Origin of the sequence: Streptomyces sp. NK08204 (assembly GCF_020400585.1) — a bacterium.
Classification (GTDB): domain Bacteria; phylum Actinomycetota; class Actinomycetes; order Streptomycetales; family Streptomycetaceae; genus Streptomyces.
The window spans coordinates 43,736-61,908 of the sequence record NZ_JAINVF010000003.1; the positions used below are offsets into that span (position 1 = coordinate 43,736).

At 69.6% G+C, this 18,173-nt stretch carries 16 protein-coding genes, 1 other RNA gene and 1 pseudogene; 7 read left to right on the plus strand and 11 right to left on the minus strand.

What is annotated here, in order from left to right:
- Nucleotides 1-48: 48 nt before the first annotated feature.
- Both K7G59_RS35255 and rnpB read left to right on the plus strand, forming a co-directional pair.
- Nucleotides 49-795, plus strand: a pseudogene (locus K7G59_RS35255) (DMT family transporter); the annotation flags it as partial.
- Between the two features lie 118 nt (nucleotides 796-913).
- Nucleotides 914-1,321, plus strand: an RNA gene (gene rnpB, locus K7G59_RS05975) — RNase P RNA component class A.
- Between the two features lie 141 nt (nucleotides 1,322-1,462).
- On the opposite strand, the gene K7G59_RS05980 is transcribed toward rnpB, so the two are convergent.
- The 10 genes from K7G59_RS05980 to K7G59_RS06025 all read right to left on the minus strand — a co-directional run bounded on the left by K7G59_RS05980 (nucleotide 1,463) and on the right by K7G59_RS06025 (nucleotide 11,207).
- Nucleotides 1,463-2,323 carry an SAM-dependent methyltransferase gene (locus tag K7G59_RS05980; protein ID WP_225830818.1) on the minus strand — a complete coding sequence of 287 codons (861 nt, stop codon included), beginning with the start codon at nucleotides 2,321-2,323 and terminating at the stop codon, nucleotides 1,463-1,465.
- Nucleotides 2,324-2,350: 27 nt separating this feature from the next.
- Nucleotides 2,351-3,217, minus strand: coding sequence for a cyclopropane-fatty-acyl-phospholipid synthase family protein (locus K7G59_RS05985; RefSeq protein WP_225830820.1), 867 nt, complete (start codon nucleotides 3,215-3,217; stop codon nucleotides 2,351-2,353).
- 39 nt (nucleotides 3,218-3,256) lie between these two features.
- Nucleotides 3,257-4,120, minus strand: a complete 864-nt coding sequence (locus tag K7G59_RS05990) for a cyclopropane-fatty-acyl-phospholipid synthase family protein (RefSeq protein ID WP_225830822.1) — start codon at nucleotides 4,118-4,120, stop codon at nucleotides 3,257-3,259.
- A 7-nt stretch (nucleotides 4,121-4,127) separates the two neighbouring features.
- Nucleotides 4,128-4,688 carry an EF-hand domain-containing protein gene (locus K7G59_RS05995; RefSeq protein ID WP_225830824.1) on the minus strand — a complete coding sequence of 187 codons (561 nt, stop codon included), beginning with the start codon at nucleotides 4,686-4,688 and terminating at the stop codon, nucleotides 4,128-4,130.
- 151 nt (nucleotides 4,689-4,839) lie between these two features.
- Nucleotides 4,840-6,072 (minus strand): cytochrome P450, encoded by a 1,233-nt coding sequence (locus K7G59_RS06000; protein WP_225830826.1) that lies wholly within the window; start codon nucleotides 6,070-6,072, stop codon nucleotides 4,840-4,842.
- Nucleotides 6,069-6,827, minus strand: coding sequence for a DUF6182 family protein (locus K7G59_RS06005; RefSeq protein WP_225830829.1), 759 nt, complete (start codon nucleotides 6,825-6,827; stop codon nucleotides 6,069-6,071). The genes K7G59_RS06000 and K7G59_RS06005 overlap by 4 nt, the downstream gene beginning before the upstream one ends.
- Nucleotides 6,824-7,942 (minus strand): hypothetical protein, encoded by a 1,119-nt coding sequence (locus K7G59_RS06010; protein ID WP_225830831.1) that lies wholly within the window; start codon nucleotides 7,940-7,942, stop codon nucleotides 6,824-6,826. Before K7G59_RS06010 ends, K7G59_RS06005 begins: the two co-directional genes overlap by 4 nt.
- Before the next feature lie 2 nt (nucleotides 7,943-7,944).
- On the minus strand, nucleotides 7,945-8,805 hold the full coding sequence (locus tag K7G59_RS06015; RefSeq protein WP_225830832.1) for an SAM-dependent methyltransferase: 861 nt from the start codon (nucleotides 8,803-8,805) through the stop codon (nucleotides 7,945-7,947).
- An 82-nt stretch (nucleotides 8,806-8,887) separates the two neighbouring features.
- The gene (locus tag K7G59_RS06020; RefSeq protein WP_225830834.1) at nucleotides 8,888-10,576 is read right to left on the minus strand and encodes a GH3 auxin-responsive promoter family protein; all 1,689 of its coding nucleotides are present in this window, start codon (nucleotides 10,574-10,576) and stop codon (nucleotides 8,888-8,890) included.
- Nucleotides 10,563-11,207 carry a hypothetical protein gene (locus K7G59_RS06025; RefSeq protein ID WP_225830836.1) on the minus strand — a complete coding sequence of 215 codons (645 nt, stop codon included), beginning with the start codon at nucleotides 11,205-11,207 and terminating at the stop codon, nucleotides 10,563-10,565. Before K7G59_RS06025 ends, K7G59_RS06020 begins: the two co-directional genes overlap by 14 nt.
- Nucleotides 11,208-11,425: 218 nt before the next feature.
- Here K7G59_RS06025 and K7G59_RS06030 point away from each other — a divergent pair, with 218 nt between their 5' ends.
- The 5 genes from K7G59_RS06030 to K7G59_RS06050 all read left to right on the plus strand — a co-directional run bounded on the left by K7G59_RS06030 (nucleotide 11,426) and on the right by K7G59_RS06050 (nucleotide 17,482).
- Nucleotides 11,426-11,980 carry an EF-hand domain-containing protein gene (locus tag K7G59_RS06030; protein ID WP_225831505.1) on the plus strand — a complete coding sequence of 185 codons (555 nt, stop codon included), beginning with the start codon at nucleotides 11,426-11,428 and terminating at the stop codon, nucleotides 11,978-11,980.
- A complete protein-coding gene (locus K7G59_RS06035) occupies nucleotides 11,977-12,801 on the plus strand; it encodes an alpha/beta fold hydrolase (RefSeq protein WP_225830838.1) in 825 nt (274 codons plus the stop codon). The genes K7G59_RS06030 and K7G59_RS06035 overlap by 4 nt, the downstream gene beginning before the upstream one ends.
- 155 nt (nucleotides 12,802-12,956) lie before the next feature.
- The gene (locus K7G59_RS06040) at nucleotides 12,957-13,511 is read left to right on the plus strand and encodes an EF-hand domain-containing protein (protein ID WP_225830840.1); all 555 of its coding nucleotides are present in this window, start codon (nucleotides 12,957-12,959) and stop codon (nucleotides 13,509-13,511) included.
- A 167-nt stretch (nucleotides 13,512-13,678) separates the two neighbouring features.
- Nucleotides 13,679-14,284 (plus strand): nuclear transport factor 2 family protein, encoded by a 606-nt coding sequence (locus K7G59_RS06045; RefSeq protein WP_225830842.1) that lies wholly within the window; start codon nucleotides 13,679-13,681, stop codon nucleotides 14,282-14,284.
- Nucleotides 14,285-15,055: 771 nt separating this feature from the next.
- A complete protein-coding gene (locus K7G59_RS06050; protein ID WP_225830844.1) occupies nucleotides 15,056-17,482 on the plus strand; it encodes a SpoIIE family protein phosphatase in 2,427 nt (808 codons plus the stop codon).
- Here the strand turns inward: K7G59_RS06050 and K7G59_RS06055 are convergent.
- On the minus strand, nucleotides 17,479-18,024 hold the full coding sequence (locus tag K7G59_RS06055; protein ID WP_225830846.1) for a DoxX family protein: 546 nt from the start codon (nucleotides 18,022-18,024) through the stop codon (nucleotides 17,479-17,481). The genes K7G59_RS06050 and K7G59_RS06055 overlap by 4 nt on opposite strands.
- Nucleotides 18,025-18,173: the final 149 nt, after the last annotated feature.

Here is an 18,173-nt window from a genome sequence, read left to right on the forward strand (position 1 = left end):
GCCGAAACTCATCCCATGACTGCACGCGGCTGGCTTCTGTTCTCCCTGATGGGAGTGGTCTGGGGCATCCCCTATCTGTTGATCAAGGTGGCGGTGGACGCGGTGTCCCCGCCGGTCGTGGTGTTCACGCGCTGCGCGGTCGGCGCGGCCCTGCTGCTCCCGTTCGCCCTGCGCCAGGGCGGCCTGGCCGACACCGTACGAGCCCACTGGCGCCCCCTGCTGGCCTTCGCGGTCCTGGAGATCATGGGCCCCTGGCTCACCCTCACCGACGCCGAACGGCACCTGTCCAGCTCGACGGCCGGCCTGCTGATCGCGGGCGTCCCCATCGCGGGCGTCGTCATCTCCCGGTTCTTCGGCGGCGCGGAACACCTCGGCGCCCGGCGCGTCTCGGGCCTGGCCCTGGGCCTGGCCGGCGTCACCGTCCTGACCCTCCCGCACCTCACCGGCGGCGACGCACGCTCGCTGGCCGAGGTGCTGTTCACGGTCCTGGGCTACGCCACCGCGCCCCTGATAGCCGCGCGCCGCATGAAGGACGTACCGTCCCTGCACCTGACCACGGTGTGCCTGACCCTGGCCGCCCTCGCGTACGCCCCCGCCGCCGCACTCACCCACCCGACGGCGCTCCCCTCCGCCTCCGTCCTGGCCGCCCTGGCCGCCCTGGGAGTGCTGTGCACGGCGGTGGCCTTCGTGGCGTTCCTGGAACTGATCAAGGAGGCGGGCCCGACCCGGGCGACGGTGATCACGTACGTCAACCCGGCGGTGGCCGTGGCGGCGGGCGCCCTGTTCCTGAACGAACGGCTGACCCCCGGCATCCTGGTGGCCTTCACCCTGATCCTGGCGGGCTCGGTCCTCGCGACGGCCTCCGCCGGTCCACGCCGGTCCACCCGACCGGTACCATGGTCGGCACGGCAGACGAGCCGGGCGGACGGCCGCGTGGAGTCCCCCTAGGGGGCTTCCCGAGGAACGTCCGGGCTCCACAGGGCAGGGTGGTGGCTAACGGCCACCCGGGGTGACCCGCGGGACAGTGCCACAGAAAGCAGACCGCCGGGGACCTCGGTCCTCGGTAAGGGTGAAACGGTGGTGTAAGAGACCACCAGTGCCCAGGGTGACCTGGGCAGCTAGGTAAACCCCACCCGGAGCAAGGTCAAAAGGAGCCGCCGTGAAAGGCGCGCTCTGCGCGGACGTTCGAGGGCTGCCCGCCCGAGTCCGCGGGTAGACCGCACGAGGCCGGCGGCAACGCCGGCCCTAGATGGATGGCCGTCGCCCCGGCGTCCGCGAGGACACCGGGGAACAGAACCCGGCGTACAGCCCGACTCGTCTGCCGCCACCTGCGGCTTTGCCCGGGAAAGAGCCTCAGCACCGAAAAGTCCCTGGCGCAGACGCCCGGGGGATGCCTCTGACCTGGGGCAGATCCAGCGCGGCCGGAAGGCGGCGGCAGGGCGGTCACGGGTGAGGCGAACGCCTAGCAGCGCTTGCCGTGCAGGTAGTACAGGCGTGGGGCGTCGGTCTGCGAGGGCAGCGGCACCGGATCGTCCCAGCGGTCGTAGTGCGCGGTTTCGCCGTCGCCGGGCAGCACCGCCCGCACATCGAAACCGTGCTTGGCGAACAGCGCCTCGGGGTCGTCGCAACTGAACACGGCCGGGCAGCCCCAGCCCCTCAGCATGTCCCACATGGGCTGCCATTCGGGGCAGGTCAGGGCAGTGCTGTTGCAGACGTCGGACGCGATCAGGCTGCCTGGTGGCATCATGGCCGCGATGCGCTCCAGAAGCCGGTGCGCCTCCGGTTCCGGGAGGTAGTAGAGCAAGCCCTCGACCAGCCAGGTGGAGGGCAGCCGAGGGTCGTAGCCGGCCGCTTCGAGGTCGGCCTCCCAGCTGTCGCTGAGCAGATCGGCCGCGACCGTGCGGCGGTCGACGCGCGGTCGGACGCCGTCCAGCCGGCTCTCCTTGTACTCCAGCACCGCCGGCCGGTCGATCTCGAAGTACCGGATGCGGTCGGGCCATGCGAGGCGATAGGCACGCGTGTCCATGCCGGCCGCGCCCAGTACGACCTGCCGCATGGACGGCAGGGCGGCGGCGTGCCGGAGGAAGCCGTCGAAGAACCGGGTACGGATGCCGACGTGGTCCGGGCTGCTGAACACCGTGCGCGTGCCGTCGGTCGGGTAGGTGATGCCGTGCAGCACCTCCAGCATCTCGAAGCCGGTCTCGCCGGCGAGCCGTTCGGCGTAGGGGTCCTCGAAAAGGCGGTCCTGCCGCCTGGTCTCCGTTGCCCGGACGGCAGCGGCCAGCAGTGCGGTCCGTCCGACCGCGTCCAGCTCGTGGGTCATGAGCAGTCTCCCTGATGCGGCCGGCGGTCAGACGCGCTCGGCGGCGATGAGCAGGTAGTCCAGGCTCCGCTCGCGGTACCCCTCGAGGAACGGGTCCTCCACCCCGGTCCGCAGCGTGGACTGGTTGCGCAGTTCCCAGTAGGGGACGGCCTCCTCGGTGTGCCTGGTCACCCGGTACGGAACCAGCCCGTTGGCCGCCAGCGCCTCGAAGTACGTGCTGCGCTTGTGCATCGCGCACAGGTAGTGCTCGTCGATGCGCCGGGACGCCTCGGAGCGGTCTTCCACGGCGTCGTTGCGGCACCAGGTGATCGCCACGTAGCGGCCGCCCGGACGCAGCAGCCGTGCGAACTCGCGGAAGGCGTCGTGGATGTCCACGCACATGGTGGTCTCGTTCGAGACGATGAAGTCGAACGCCTGGTCCTCGAAGGGTGTCCGCACCATGTTCGCGAAGTGGAAGCCGACCTTCTTGTCCCACCCGTGCTTCCGCGCGACCTGCTCGGCGAAGCGGATGTGGTGGTCACAGTAGTTCACGCCGTCCATACGGTGGCCGTACTTCTCGGCGATCATGAAGGAGGTGCCGCCGCGGCCCGAGCCGGCGTCCATGCCCCGTGATCCGGCGGGCAGGTCACCCAGCTCGTCGAGGATGAGCCGGACCTCCTCCGTCTCCATGCGGTGCAGTTCCCGCAGGATGCGCTCCTCGCGGATCTCCGCAGGTGCGGTCAGTACGCTGCGGTCGAAGTCACCGATGCCGTAATGGTGGTGATAGAGCCCGTCCTCCTCCCCCAGCAGCAGATTGATCTCGTCGGCCGTCTTGGCGTCCCAGTACCCTCGCTGCTCGCCGTCGTGCCGGCCCAGTACGGCCAGGCCGGCCTGGGATGCGGTGTGCGTGGTCATGCGTTGTCTCCTCTGCGTCGTGGCCCGTGGCGGTGTCGGTCAGATGCGTTCGGCGGCGATGAGCAGGTAGTCCAGGCTCCGCTCGCGGTACCCCTCCAGGAACGCGTTCTCCACCCCGGTCCGCAGCTCGGAGTGGTTGCGCAGTTCCCAGTAGGGGATGGCCTCCTCGGTGTGCCTGGTCACCCGGTACGGAACCAGCCCGTTGGCCGCCAGCGCCTCGAAGTACGTACTGCGCTTGTGCATCCGGCACACGTAGTGCTCGTCGATGAGGCGGGAGGCCTCGCAACGGTCCTCCTTCGCGTCGTTGCGGCACCAGGTCGTCGCGATGTAGCGCCCTCCCGGGCGCAGCAGGCGCTGGAGCTCGCCGAACAGCTCGTGCAGGTCCACGTACATCGTGGTCTCGTTGGAGACGGCGAAGTCGAACGTCCGGTCCTGGAAAGGCGTCTGCACCATGTTGGCGACGTGGAAGTCGACCTTTTTGTCCCAGCCGTGTTTCTGCGCAACCCCCTTGGCGAACTCCACTTGGTGCGTGCAGAAGTTCACCCCGTCCATACGGCAGCCGTACCTCTCGGCGATCATGAAGGAGGTGCCGCCGCGGCCCGAGCCGGCGTCCATGCCCCGCCACCCGGCGGGCACCTCACCCAGGGCGTCCGTGAGGAGGCCGACCTGGGCGCTCTCCATACGGTGCAGTTCCCGCAGGATGCGCTCCTCGCGGATCTGCGGGGGTGCGGTCAGTACGCTGCGGTCGAAGTCACCGACGGCGTAGTGGTGGTGGTAGAGCCCGTCCTCCGCGCCGAGCAGCAGATTGATCTCGTCGGTTGTCTTGGCGTCCCAGTGTGCCTTCAGTTCCCGCTCGTAGGCATTGCGTACGACGCCGTTCTTCTCACTTCCCCTGGTGTGCATGCGAGGGTCACCTCCCCAGATGTCCGAAGAACAGGCTGCCCGGGGCGTCCAGGTCGGGCGAGAAGAAGAATTGCCTGACCGCCAGGATGAATTCGTTACGTGAAATGAGTCCGTCTCCGTCGGTGTCCAGAGCGTCGAACGTGTCCACGGCGTCCGGCGCGGTGATGCGCCAGACGTCCTTCACATAGCGCGAGAACTCGCTCCTGCTCATCTGATGGTCGTCGTCGGCGTCAATGAGGTCGAAGACGGCATGCGGAACGCCTTCGGTCATGCTCATCCGGCTCGTGTCGATGCTCGCGGCGCGATTCGCCGCGATGTACTCATCCTTGCCGAGGCGGTCGCCCTCTGCGTCGGCGTGGCGGAGGAACTCCAGCCACAACATCGTGTACGCCGCCATGAGGGCACTGACCCTGCGGTCGTTTCGAGCCAGTCCGTACCCCTCCACGTGACGGTCGATCAAGCTCTCGTAATCGGCCCATTCCACATATCCGTCACGGTCGACGTCGAGCGCATCGAAGACGTGCCCGATTTTGATGTCGACAGGATCGCGGGGTGCCGTCGGGGCCATTTTCCCGTCCTCTCCCGGAGTGAATTCACAACACGAGTTCGGTTTGACCGACGGTTACTCACATTAATTCCGATTCTGGTGATCGACAGGCAATCAATGCCGAAACTCACCTGATCAGCCGGAACGGAAATGACCGAACGGGACTGGGCGGTCACCAGGCCACAGGAAGCTCATGGAGCCCGAAAATCGACATGTCCGCCCTGAACGACACCTGTTCGAACGGAACAGCCAGCCGCAGGGTCGGCAGTCTGTTCAGCAGCGCCGACAGGGCCAGCTGGATCTCCAGGCGGGCCAAGCGCTGGCCTGGGCACTGGTGGATGCCGTGGCCGAAGGCAAGGTGATCCCGGATGTCGCGGTCGATGTCGAGCGTCTCGGGGTCATCGGTGAAGTCAGGGTCGCGGTTGCCGGTGAGCAGGCTGATGACCAGACCCTCCCCGGCCCGGACCAGCTGACCACCGAGAGTGATGTCCTCCGTCGCCACGCGGATCACCGGATTGTCGACCACGCTGGTGTAGCGCAGCAGTTCCTCCACCGCGTTGGCCACCACATCGGGGTCATCAGTGTCGCGGACCCGCTCAAGCTGGTCGGGGTGGAGCAGCAGAGCCAGGGCGCCGAGGGCGATCGTGTTGCCGACGGTCTCATGTCCGGTACTCAACATCATCCGGATCATGACCGTCAGTTCCTCGCGGCTGAGCTTGCCCTCGGCGACCTGCTCGACGAGCAGACGACTGATCATGTCGTCCGCGGGCTCGCGTTCCTTCTGTTCCAGCAGCCGGCGCAGGTAGTCGAGGAACGACGACCGGGCAGCCGCGGCGGTCTCCGTCGAAGAGTCCAGGCTGCCGATGAGGGCAGTCTGTTCCTGGAAGAACCGGTGGTCGTCGTACGGCACACCGAGCAGCAGGCAGATGACGGATGACGAGACGGGCAGCGCGAAGTGGTGGACGAGATCGGCCGGACAGCCCTTGTCGATCAGGCTGTCGAGGGCGTCGTGCACACAGTCCTGAATGCGCGGACGAAGTTCCTCCACCCGTCTGGCGGTGAAGTCCTTGGTGACCATACGGCGCAACCGTGCGTGCTCGGGATCGTCCATCCGGGCGAAACCCGTGGCCTGACCGGTCACGGCTTCGCTACCGGGGCGGATCACGGGCATGCCCGGCCGGTAGATGTCGGCGCTCAGCCTCGGATCGGCGAGAGCGATCCGGATGTCCTGGTATCGGGTGACCACCCACGGCGTGCTGCCGTTCCACAGCCGCACCCGCCCGAGACCCGGCTTCGCGCGCCAGTCGGTGTATACGTCCGGCGGGGCGAACGGGCAGTGGACGGGGCGGTCACTGGGAAAGTCCGGAAGAGTGTTCCGCCCGGCGCTTCTGGTCGTGGTCGTCATGGGTTCCTCCGTTCCTGTGACGGTTCGTTCGTCCGCCTGGTGAGAGCGGCGTACACGCGGAGCCGGTCCGGGTTCGCGGTGTCGATGTCCACCCGCACGGCGTCGAAGTCGTAGGGGCCTTTGAAGACGTGCGGTACCGGGCGCAGTGTCAGGCGGTCACCGGGGGCGATGCGGCCGTCAAGAACCGCCTCGACGAGGAGGTGGTTGATGTGCACCAGGGCTCTGGCGATGGAGACTCCGGAGGCCGCGATGTGCATCTCGCGGTGACCGCCTACCGAGCGGGCGGCACCGTGCGGGGGAACGACCAGTGACACCGGTGGCCCGACAGGTAGCTCATGCGGTGCCTCGAACGCCTTCAGCAGACGCCGCAGGCCGACGGTGTCCTGGGCAGGACCGGGTGTCGTCCATGCGCACTCCCCGGCAAGGTGCGCGAATGGGAACCGGTCCAGCAGGTTCGCCGGATTCCCCGCCAGGAAGAGCGTGCGGGTCAGTGAGCGGCGCCATGCGGTGGCGTGTTCCGGGGCGAGACCGAGTGCGAACGTGCAGGTAGCGGCAGTCCAGGAGGTGAGATCCAGTCCGCCGATCACGACCGCGACGACCACGTCGTGAGGGTGCGGCAAAGTGGCGAGTGCCAGCTCCTTCGCCGCCAGGAGGCCCTGTACGGTGTCCAGTTCGGACTGCGCGACCAGGTCGGGGCAGGCAGTGCGGAAGCGGGCCGCGGCCTCGGCACAAAGTGCGGTTTGGTCATATTTCATAGGTACACCTGCGCCAACAGGGCCTCGTGAGGCGTGGAACGCCGCCTGCCGAAGAGTTCGGCGGTGAGCCGGTACGGGTTGACGTACAGATGGTCACTGCGGTGACGGGCGAGCAGCGGCGCCACCTCGTCACCCGGGGCGGTGCCGCGGGCCGCGAGGATACGGTCGGCACGTGCCACACACTGGCGGAGCAGGTCGAGACGGAGGGACTGTTCGGGGCCGGGGCCGAGCACGGTGATGAAGTACAGCCGCAGTCCGAGCCGTACCGCAGCCTGTTCCCCGTCCCCGTTCACGGCCGCGAGCAGGCTGGGCACGTCGTAGCCCCGCCAGTCGCCATGGCGGGCCGAACGGATGGTGCCGTCGATCGGCACCCGGCCGATGACGAACCTCCGGGTGCGCGTCCCGAGCAGACCGAGTACGCGGTGCAACAACTGGTAGTCGGGGTCGAGTTCCGGATCGCGCAGCAGCACCACCTCGTCGTACTCCGGTGCCATGGGCAGGAGTTCACGCAGGGCGCAGGCGAGGTAGTTGGGCCGGCCGTCCGCGCCCACGATCTGGCGCAGCGGCAGGCCGTACCGGGTCAGGTCCAGATGCACCGGGCCGCCGAGGGGCCGCAGGTCGACCAGGACGTTCAGCTCGGCGAGGAGGCCGAGTGTCTCCTCCAGGCTCAAGCCGGGGGGCTGATGGGCGAGCAGACCGGGATCGTGCATCCCCAGCCGCGCGTAGTGGGAGGTCCACTGCCGCAGTACGCGCGTGCTGACCGGGTGCACCCAGCCTTGCTCGACCGCCGCCTCATAGGGGCGCAGATCGGCACCCGAGGCCGTGCGCCCCTCCGCCCGGTAGGCGACGTAGAGCTCACCGATCTGCGCTTCCGTCAGTTCCTCGTAATCGTCCTCACCCCGGGTGCGGTCGAGGTACGCCCAGAAGCCGAGGGTCTGCTCGGTCGGGTGGTACGTCGTGTGGCTGCACCGGTAGGTGACACCGGTGAGCAGCGCGGTCGCCCGGTACATCACGTCCGTCCACAACAGGAACTTGACGTGGCTGGGGGTGAGCGGCTTGGTCGGGGTTGCCGTGACCGGTGCGAGCAGCACCCGGCGCGGACCGCCGGCGGACACGGTCAGCGGCGCCTTCCGTGCACGTAGAAGAAGCGGCGGACGTCCTTCGCGGAGCGCGGCGGGACGGGGTCCGTCCAGCGGCCGTACTCGGCGGTCTCCGCCGTGCCGGGCTGCACCGCCTGAACGGTGAAGCCGTGCTTGGCGAAGAGCCCCTCGGGGTCGTCGTCACCGAACACCACGGGGCAGCCCCAGCCCGCGAAGACGTCGAGGAGCGGCTGCATGTCGGGCACCCGCAGGGCGGCGGCTCCACAGATGTCGGCGGCGATCAGGCTGCCGGGCGCCATCATGGCGGCGATCCGGTCCAGGACCCGGTGGGTCTCGGCCTCGGGGATGTAGTACAGCAACCCTTCGAGCAGCCAGGTGGAGGGCAGCTCCGGGTCGTAGCCGGCCGCTTCGAGGTCGGCTTCCCACGTGTCGCTGACCAGGTCGACGGCGACCGTGCGGTGGTCCACACGCGGCTGAACGCCGTCGAGCCGGCTCTTCTTGTAATCCAGTACGGCGGGCCGGTCGACCTCGAAGTAGCGGATGCCGTCAGGCCATTCGAGGCGGTAGGCCCGTGAGTCCATCCCCGCGGGGGCGAGCACGATCTGCCGCATCAGGGGCATGCGGGCGGCGTGCTGGAGGAAGCCGTCGAAGAACCGGGTGCGGATGGCGTTGTAGTCGGGGGTGCTCGGTACCACGCGCTCGCTGTCGGTGGGATACGTGACCTCGAGGACTTCGGCCAGCAGCTGGGGGCCGATGTCACCGGCGAGCAGGGCCGCGTAGGGGTCCTCGTACAGACGGTCCTGGCGGTTGGTCTCGGCGGCGCGGAGTGCTGCCGTCAGCAGCGCGGTCCGTTCCACGGCGTCCAGTCGTCGGGGCATGGCGGGTCTCCTTGCGTACGGGGGGGTGCCCGGCGATCGAGCGTCGCCGGCGGTGCGGGGACGTCCGGCAGTCGGTGCCGTGTCAGCGCCGGTCCGGGGCGTCACCGGTCAGTTGCCGCCACTGGGTACTGTCCTGCCGGAAGAGCCGGTCCTTGACCTGGGTGAACCGGACTCCACCCGCCACCGTGGCGTCCCACTGGCGCTGGAACGCGCCCTCGGGCAGGCACAGGACGGACGGCAGTCCCAGGCGGCCTTCGGCGCGCGCCTGGCGGTAGCCGGAGGACTCCTTGCGGAGCGCGGTGTCGAGCAGGCGGGCGAACCGGCTCGTCTCGTGCTCGCTCCACGTCCCCCAGGGTTCGACGGCGAAGGTGTAGTACGGCGTCGGACCGTCCGCGGCGGCCACCCGGCAGGCCGCGTTGCGCACCTCGAGGCCGGTGGCGGTGAGCGTGCTGCGGAGCGCTCGGACGACCTGGCCCTCACGCAGTCGTTCGCCGACGGCATCGGACAGGGTGGCGCGGCCCGCGTACTCCATGCGGGGGACGCCGTCCGCGTGGTCCAGGACCCGCACCACGTCACCCATCGCATAGCGGTACAGCCCGCCCACGTGGCTGAAGACGACGTGGTAGTCGCGGTTCGTCTCCAGTTCGTGGGGGAGCAGCGTCTCGCTGTCCGCGGCGAGGTCGGCGTCGGCGTCCACGAACTCGTGCACGGCCGCGGTCACGACAAGGCTGCCCGCGGAGGGATGCCGGTCCAGGGCGACGCCGACCGGACCCTCGGATGCGCCCACCGGGGCGGGCAGCAGAGTGACCCCGGCTCCGAACTCCTCCCTCACCCGGGGCAGGTACAAGGAGGCGACGCCTGTCGTCCAGCTGAGGATGACCTTCATGCGGGGCCACACCAGGGAGGGCCGCACCGTGGGGTGGTACTGCGCCAGCTGTTCCAGTTCGGCGGCGCGCCCGGGGTTGGGCGAGTGGTGCGGGCGGCCGCCGAGGGTGCCGTCGCGGATTTCCTTGAGGATGCGGGGCCACCAGTGTCCGAGCTGGTACGGCAGGGCCGCGATCATGGCCGGGTTGAAGGCGACGATGCCCTGGACGTCCCGGTTCTCTGCGGCAAGCCGCAGACGCAGGTACTGCCGCTCCATGTGGTCGTCCTCGGAGACGGCCGGGGGCAGCTGCGCCCAGGGTGCCGCGGTGCCCGGCTCGGCAGCGAGCGTCTCGCCGAACACCGCCCCGAAGTCCACCTGACTGGCGCCGAGGTGGGGGCGGCCCGAGGCGGTGGTGCGGGGAGTGGTCAGGATGTCCTGCTTGAGGTTGAGCACTGCGTCGGGCCGGGCCACCACGTCCCAGAAATGTTCCGCCATGGGGGCCCACATGGCGTAGTAGAACGGCATGAAAACCGTCTGGATGAATCGCGGTGTGACCGGAATCTTCTTGTGTGCGCCGGTCGTTCCGCTGCTGGTGAAGTAGATCGCGGGGTCGTCGGAGGTGAGCAGCCCGCTTTCTCCCGCCGCCATGCGCTCGATCCACGGCTCCAGCGCCGCGTAGTCGGAAATGGGCACGGCCTTGCGGAAGTCGTCCAGTTCCCGGATCTGGCGAAATCCGTGCTTCTTCCCGAATTCCGTGTCGGCGTTGAAGGCCAGCAGGTCTTCGAGGACCCGGCGCCGGTGGCCGTCTGTGTCGCCGCATGCCTCTCGGAGAATGCGCTGTTCGCCTAGAACCCGCTCGCGGTATCGACTCAGCCGGTCGGGGTGTGCCCACTCATCCACGGTCATCGGCGACCACCTCCATAATGGCCTGCGCTGTTCGGGAGACGCTGCTGTGCTGCTGGTCGATCACGGTCACCGGAAGATGACCGATCTCGTCCCGCATGAGTTTGGCGAGGTCCCGCTGGTAACGGTCGAAGGCGGCCTCGTCGACCTGCTCGCCGTGGCATTCCAGGTGGTGGATCCCGGCTCCCCGGCCGGCGCGGTTCCACGCCGTACGGGGGTCGATGTCCAGGTAGACGACCCGGCGTGGCTGGGGGAAGGTCCGCCACCAGGTGAACATCGGGTGGTCGCCGGCTCCGGCGAGACGGCACTTGGCCAGAATTTTGTAGTAATAGGAGTCGACCAGCACGGGACGGTCGTGCCGGGTTCGGACGATCTGATCCCGCAGATGCACCACGATCGCCTGGGAGAGAGCGGTGAGAAAGTCAGCCGAGTAGGTGATGCCGAGCGCCGTACCCACCTCGGAGATGATGTCCTGCCGCAGCCGTGAGATCAGCGCGCGCTCAGGCGTGAGCTGGCCACAGTCCGGCGTGATCACATCACAGGGAAAGCTCTGTGAAAGGAATTCCAGCGCCGTCGACTTACCCGCGTGATCAGACCCCAGGACAACGAAGAACTCCGGCACTTCCTTGCTCACGAGCTTTCAACTTCCTGTCGGTGGCTGAGAGCGAGCCTAGGAGGGAAAGCGCGACTCGCAGGTGAGCGGAGCGATCTCGGAGTGTCGCAACCGGCTCCTCATGGGGTGTCGGATCTCTTCCGGGTGGGTGAATTTCCACAGCGTCCGAATGGCGGCTGGATGGATGGGGCACCTGAACGGACTGAAGACCAAGGCGGAAGGAACCGGTCGTGACGACCATGACGACAGACCCGATCGATCTGAAGATCGGGTACGAATTCGACGCGCTGGACACGGACGGCGACGGCATTGTCGTCTGGGGTGACTACCAGGACATCGTCGACCGGCACGCCGCCGTGTTCCGCCTGAGCCACGAGGACCGACGCATCCGGGCCGTCCGGGCGACGTACGGGCTGCTCTGGCAGGAGTTCCTCCGGCACACCGGCGTGGCGGCCGACGAAGGCCTGACCCGGGATCAGTACATCAGAGCGTGCCGTGCGGCGAGTCTCGACAGCAGCAGGATCAAGATGATGGAGGCCGCCCCGCACGCGGTCTTCGATGCCCTGGACCGCGACAACGACAACAAGGTGAGCAGGAGCGACTTCTCGCGCTACCTGAAGGAGGTCCGGCGGATCACGGCGCCAGGATCGATGGACGCGTTCGCCGCCCTGGACACCGACGGGGACGGGTACATCACCCGCAATGAGTTCATCCGCTCCGTACGGGAGTTCCTCCGTTCCGAGGATCTGGAGCGCCCCGGCAGCCTGTACTTCGGGCGTCTTCAGCAGTCGTGACGGGCCCTGCCGGCCCCATCGCGTCCGGGTCGCACCGTGCCGACCGGGTCCCCGTGGTGCTGCTGCACGCGTTTCCCCTCCACTCCACCATGTGGGACGCGCAACGGCACGTCCTCACCCGCACGGGCCATCCAGTCATCGCTCCCGACCAACGTGGGTTCGGCGCAGCCGTCCTGGGAACCGGCCCCCCGTCACTGCCGGCGGTCGTCGGCGACCTGGCGCGGTCTCTGGACAGCGGTGGCGTGCGGCGTGCGGTGCTCGTGGGCTGCTCGATGGGCGGGTACGTCGCCATGGCGTTCCTGCGCCGTCACCCTGATCGCGTGCTGGGGCTGGCCCTTCTTGCCACCCGGGCCGAGGCGGACACGCCGGAGACGGCCGCAGCGCGGGAGAGATTCGCCCACCGGGTCCTCCAGGACGGCCACAGGGAAGAGCTGCTCGCCGACACCGTGCCCCTTCTGGTCGGCTCCACCACCCTCGAGCGGCGAACAGCCGTCGTGGAGCGACTGACAGCCGACGTCATGGCGGCCCCCGCGAGGTCCATGGCGTGGGCTCAGCGTGCGATGGCCGCCCGGCCCTGCTCCCTTGATGTCCTGCACCGGGCGGACGTGCCGGCCGTCGTGATCGCGGGTGACGAGGACAGGCTGGTCCGGCCGGACGAGGCGCAGCGCCTGACCGCGGTGCTTCCCCGCGGGCGGCTGGTGGTCGTCCCAGGGGCCGGCCACCTCACTCCGTTGGAGGCGCCTGCCCGGGTGACGACGGCTCTGCTCGGCCTGCTCGATGCCGTCGGCGGGGCCGGTGAAGGCGCGAGAGCGAGGCGCTGACGAGCCGTCCGACTGTCGTCCACGGCCTCACGCCACGCGAAACCTGTTTTTTCGCCTCAAATCATGCAATCGACACATTCGATACGTTGTTGACGCATGCCCTCGTTTCGGTCGTGTGCATGCCTCCCCATCCCCCCCCCGGAAAGGACAGAGTCTTGGCCACAACTACGGCATCGGACGTCATCCGGCTCAAGATTGAACGGGCGTTCGACACCATGGACGCCAACAACGACGGCTACGTGGACTGGTCGGACTACCAGCAGCTCGTCGACCGGTACATCAGCGTCTTCCAGCTCGGCAAGAACGATCCCCGGGCCGGCGGCATCCAGGCCTTCTACCAGATGTACTGGCAGGAGCTGCTCCGGCACGCACGGCCGAACGGCCAGAGACTGTCGAAGGAAGAGTTCGTGGAGGCCAACCGCCTCACGAGCGTCGACACCAGCCGGCTCAACATGGTCGAGGGCTGCGGCCACGCGATCTTCGACTGCATGGACGTCAACGGCGACAACGAGATCAGCAAGGAGGAGTTCGAGACCTTCCTGAGGAAGGTCTGGAAGATCTCCCAGCCCGACGCGATCGAGACCTTCCACAAGCTGGACCTCGACGGGGACGGCAGCATCTCGCGGCAGGAGTTCATCCGGGCGGCACACGAGTACTTCTACTCCAGCGACCCGAACGCTCCGGGCAGCCTCTTCTTCGGGCACGTCTGACCCCAGCCGCTCGATGCGGCGGTACGTGCGGTGGCGTAAGTCCCCCAGGATGCCGCCGCACGTCCCCCGGCCGCGTGGAGGGCACCGGTGACAACCGGCCTCCACGCGGCTTCCCCCTCATCAGCCGGACATGCCGGTTCCGGCCGACCTCATCAGGAGCAGAAGCGATGACGCATGACCGCAGCCCCAGTGACATCACCGATGTGACACAGCTGGTGCTGCATGAACGCCGGAGCCGGGACCGGGGCTGGTGGGACGCCCAGCGGGAGTGCTTCGCGCCGGACAGCACCGTCCGCGTGAGCTGGTTCCGCGGTACCGGCGCCGACTTCGTCACCGAGTCGGAGAAACTGGCCGCCAACGGGGAGGACGCCACGCACAGCGTCGGGCCGCCCGTCGTCGACCTGCACCGTGACCGGGCGCTCGCCGAGGTTCCCTGCCACATGGAGCTGCGCACGCACCTCGACGACACCCCCGTGATGCTCTCCTGTCATGCACGGCTGCTGTACCGCGCCGAGCGAAGGAGCGACGAATGGCTGATCGCCTCCCTGGACGCCGTCTATGAGCGTGATGCCGTGACCCCCCATGTGCCCGGCACACGGCTGCACCTCGACGAGGAAAAGCTCGCCACGTTCCGCCCCTCCTACCGGATGCTCGCCTACCTGCTGGGACAGCGCGGGTACAGCATCGCGGAAGACCTGTACGGCGACGACCGCCCGGAGCACGTGGCCGCGCTGCACCGCTCCGCCTGGACCTGGCTGCGCAACGGTCGTTGATCCCTGCTCCCGCTGTCTGCCTCGGCAGCGTGCGCGCCGTATCACCATTCGCGCGTGGAGCCCGGTCGAGGATCGCGGTCACCGGACCCGACGGCGACCTCACCTACGGCGAGCTCGAAGACCGGGCGGAACAGGTGGCCGTCCGGCTCGCCGTACTGGGCGTGGGAGTGGATCTTCCGGTGGGCCTGCCGGTCCTCCTACCGGCAGCGTGAGCGTGGGCCGGCGAGGAGGGGCCGGTCCGGCCGCCGACCCCCGGCTCGGCCCTGTGCTCGCCCTGTTCACCTCGGGCTCGACCGGCGAGGCCAGGCCGTCGCCGTCGAGCACCGCCAGTGCCTCCCCCGGGCAGCCCTCCCCACCACCGGCGGCCGGCTGCACGTGCTGTCCCAGGAGCCGGCGATCGATCCGGAGGCCTTCGCGGCGTACTTCAACAGCACCGGATCGACGCGATGAAGCTCGTACAGAGCCACCTCGCGGCGCCGGCGGGAGCGCACGGTGCCGCGGACGCCAGGGTGCCGCCGCGGCGGCTGCTGATCTGCGTGGGCGAGCCGCTGCCGCCGAAGCCGGTCGGCCGGGTCCGAACCGCCCGGCCGGACCTGGCCGGTCGGGAACCACCACGGCCCGAGTGGGACCACCGTCTCGATGCTCACGGTCGAGCTGGTCCTGACCTGACCCAGGCCCTGTGATCCGGCGGCGTGATCGCAGCTGGGACCGCAGATTCCGACCAAAGCCAACATACTGGACGTATTGGCCACTGGTTGGGAGATGCACAGGATGTGGTTGGCACCCCGACGCGGCTGTCCGTCCGTGTTCGATGAGATCGCGACGGCCGTGATCCACGCTGAGGGCACTGTGCTGAACTGGTCCCGCGCGGCCGAGGAACTGCTGGACCGGACGGCCGCGGAGGTCTGCGGGAAACCGGTCGGGCACCTGCTCGCCGACGCCTGCGAGCGGTGGCCCGGGGCGGACGCCGACGAGACCGGGATCCCGTGCGCGGGGCGGGCACTGCTGCGGCACCGTTCCGGTGACAGGATCGAGGTCGCCTTCCGGGCTGTGCCGCTGCAGGACTCCTCACTGCTCGTCCTGGCCGCCCCCGCCCGCCGCGTGACCGACTGGGAGCAGGGGGGCGCGCTGCTGCGCGCGCTGCTCGCGCAGGACCGGATCGGGGTCGGCGTCCATGACGCCGACATGACCGTCGTGCGGAGCAACATCACACCCGAGATGTTCGGCGGTCCCGGCTTGCCCACCCCCGGCCGGCTGGGTGACGTGATGGCCCCACAGGTCGCCGAGGAGGTCGAGGCGGCACTGCGCCGGGTGCTCGATACGGGCGTGCCGCTGGTCCAGCACGAGCAGCAGATGTACGCGCAGGCTCCCGCGCGGCTGTGGTCCGCCTTGCTGTCCGCCCTCCGGCTGGAGGATGCCCAGGGGCGCCCCAGCGGGGTGGTCGTGCTGCTCACGGACAGCACCGCGCAGCAGCGGGCCCGCCGGGAGCTCGAGCTGCGCTTTCAGGCGTCGGTCCGGATCGGCGCCTCCCTCGACGTCGAGCGCACCGCCCAGGACATCGTGGACGTTCTCGTCCCGGCCTTCGGAGACTTTGCCTCGGTCGATCTCGCGGATGCCGTACTGGAAGGGGAGGAACCCCCAGAGATCCACGGCGGAGGGGACCTGCACCTGCACCGGACCGCGGTCGCCTCGGTCACCGGGCCCTGGCCGGCCGGGCTCCTCCAGCCCGGTGACGCGCTCCCCCCGTGGCCGGACCACCCTGTCCTGCGGAGCTATCAGCGCGGTGAGGCCGTCTTCCTCGACCGGGCGGGATATGTCGAGGCATTCGGCACCCCGGAGATCCTCCGCTCGGCCGTCCCCGAGGGCGGGCGGTCGGCCATGGCCGCCCCGCTGCTCGCGCGCGGCCTGCTGCTCGGCTCCATCGACGTCTGGCGCACCGAGCAGCGCGAGCCCTTCGACCAGCAGGACGCGGACCTGCTGTCCGAGATCGCCTCCCGGGCCGCCCTGAGCGTGGACAACGCCCGCCGCTACACCCGCGAGCACCGAGCCGCCGTCGCCCTCCAGCAGCGCCTGCTCCCACGGGCCACCACCGATTCCCCGGCGGCCGACACCGCCGGACTGTACCTGCCCGCCGGCGGCGGCGCCGAGGTCAGCGGCGACTGGTTCGACGTGATTCCGCTGCCGTCACTGAGGTGCGCCTTCGTGGTCGGCGACGTCATCGGCCGCGGCCTGGCCGCCACTGCCACCATGGGCCGGCTGCGCGCCGCCATCCAGACCCTGGCCGACCTGGAGCTCGATCCCACCGAGCTGCTCACCCATCTGGACGACCTCGTCGCCCGGCTCACCGCCGAGGCCGGCCCCGAACAGCAGGACACGATCGGCGGCACCTGCCTGTACGCCCTGTACGACCCCGTCACCGGCCGCTGCGCCCTGGCCTCCGCCGGTCACCCGCCGCCCGTCGTGGTCCGGCCCGACGGCACCGCCCGCATCCTGCAGGAGCTCTCCCCGGGGCCACCACTGGGCGTGGGGTGCATGCCCTTCGAAACCACCACGGTCGACCTGGCCCCCGGCAGCGTCCTCGGGCTTTACACCGACGGGCTGATCGAGTGCATGAGCCACGACGCGGACACCGGTCTGCGGCATCTGGCCGACAGCATGGGAGCGCACTGCCGCCCGGGCCGTCCCCTGGAGGAGACCGGCCGCGCCCTGCTCGCCGCCGCCACCGACCTTCCGCCGCGCGACGACATCGCGCTGCTCCTGGCCCGCACCCGCGTTTTGCCGCCGCACGGCACCGCCGCCTGGGAGTTCCCGGCCGACCCTGCCGTCGTCGCCGAAGCCCGGGCGGCCACCGTGCGTCAGCTCGCCGCCTGGGGGCTGGACGACCTCGCCTTCACCACCGAACTGGTGGTCAGCGAACTCGTCACCAACGCCGTCCGCTACGCCGGCGGCCCCATCGGCCTGCGGCTGATCCACGAGCACGTCCTGGTCTGCGAGGTCACCGACCCCAGCAACACCCAGCCCCGCCTGCGCCGGGCCCGCTGGGCCGACGAGGGCGGGCGTGGCCTGTTCCTCGTCGCCCAGCTCACCGCACGCTGGGGCAGCCGCTACGACCAGTCCGGCAAGACCATCTGGGCGGAGCTGCACCTGTCGTCCGCCGACGCGGCGCACCACGGCGAGCCGTCGGGGCGGCCGGCCTAGTCCTCGAACAGCGTCTCCTGCTCGCCCTCCGCCTTCTGCCGGACCCGCCTGTTGCGGGCGCCGATCACCACGGCCGTCGTCGCCGCCGTCATGCCGAGCGCCAGCGGGACCATCCAGCCGCGGTCGAAGACATGGCCGAAGGCGTGGTCGAGGGAGAGCCGGCCGGGGCCCGTGATCGCGAGGCCCGTCGCGGCCAGGCCCAGGCTCGCCGCGTACTCGTAGCCGCCCGACTGGGCGAAGAAGCCGCTGGGCACGTGCACCGCGGCGGCGCCCGCCATGGCGCCGGCCGCCGCCGCGCCCGCCGCCGGGGTCGCCAGGCCCAGTGCCAGCAGCGCGCCGCCGCCCGCCTCCGCCAGGCCCGCCGCGGTCGCGCTCGCCTTGCCGGGGGCGTAGCCCACGGACTCCATGAACTGGCCGGTGCCTTCCAGGCCGTGCCCGCCGAACCAGCCGAAGAGCTTCTGGGTGCCGTGCGCGGCGAGCACCCCGCCGGTTCCCAGCCGGAGCAGCAGCAGGCCCAGATCACGTCGGTCGAAGCAGGTCACGGTGGCTCCTCGGGAGACTCGGGGCAGGCGGGCGGGCAGGACGAGGGACGGTCCCCCGTCCGCGGTTCCACCGTTGCACTCCGCAGCCCACCGGGCCTGTCACGGAGGCCGTTCGGGTGGCCGGGCCGGGGGAGTGTTCGGGTGGCGGG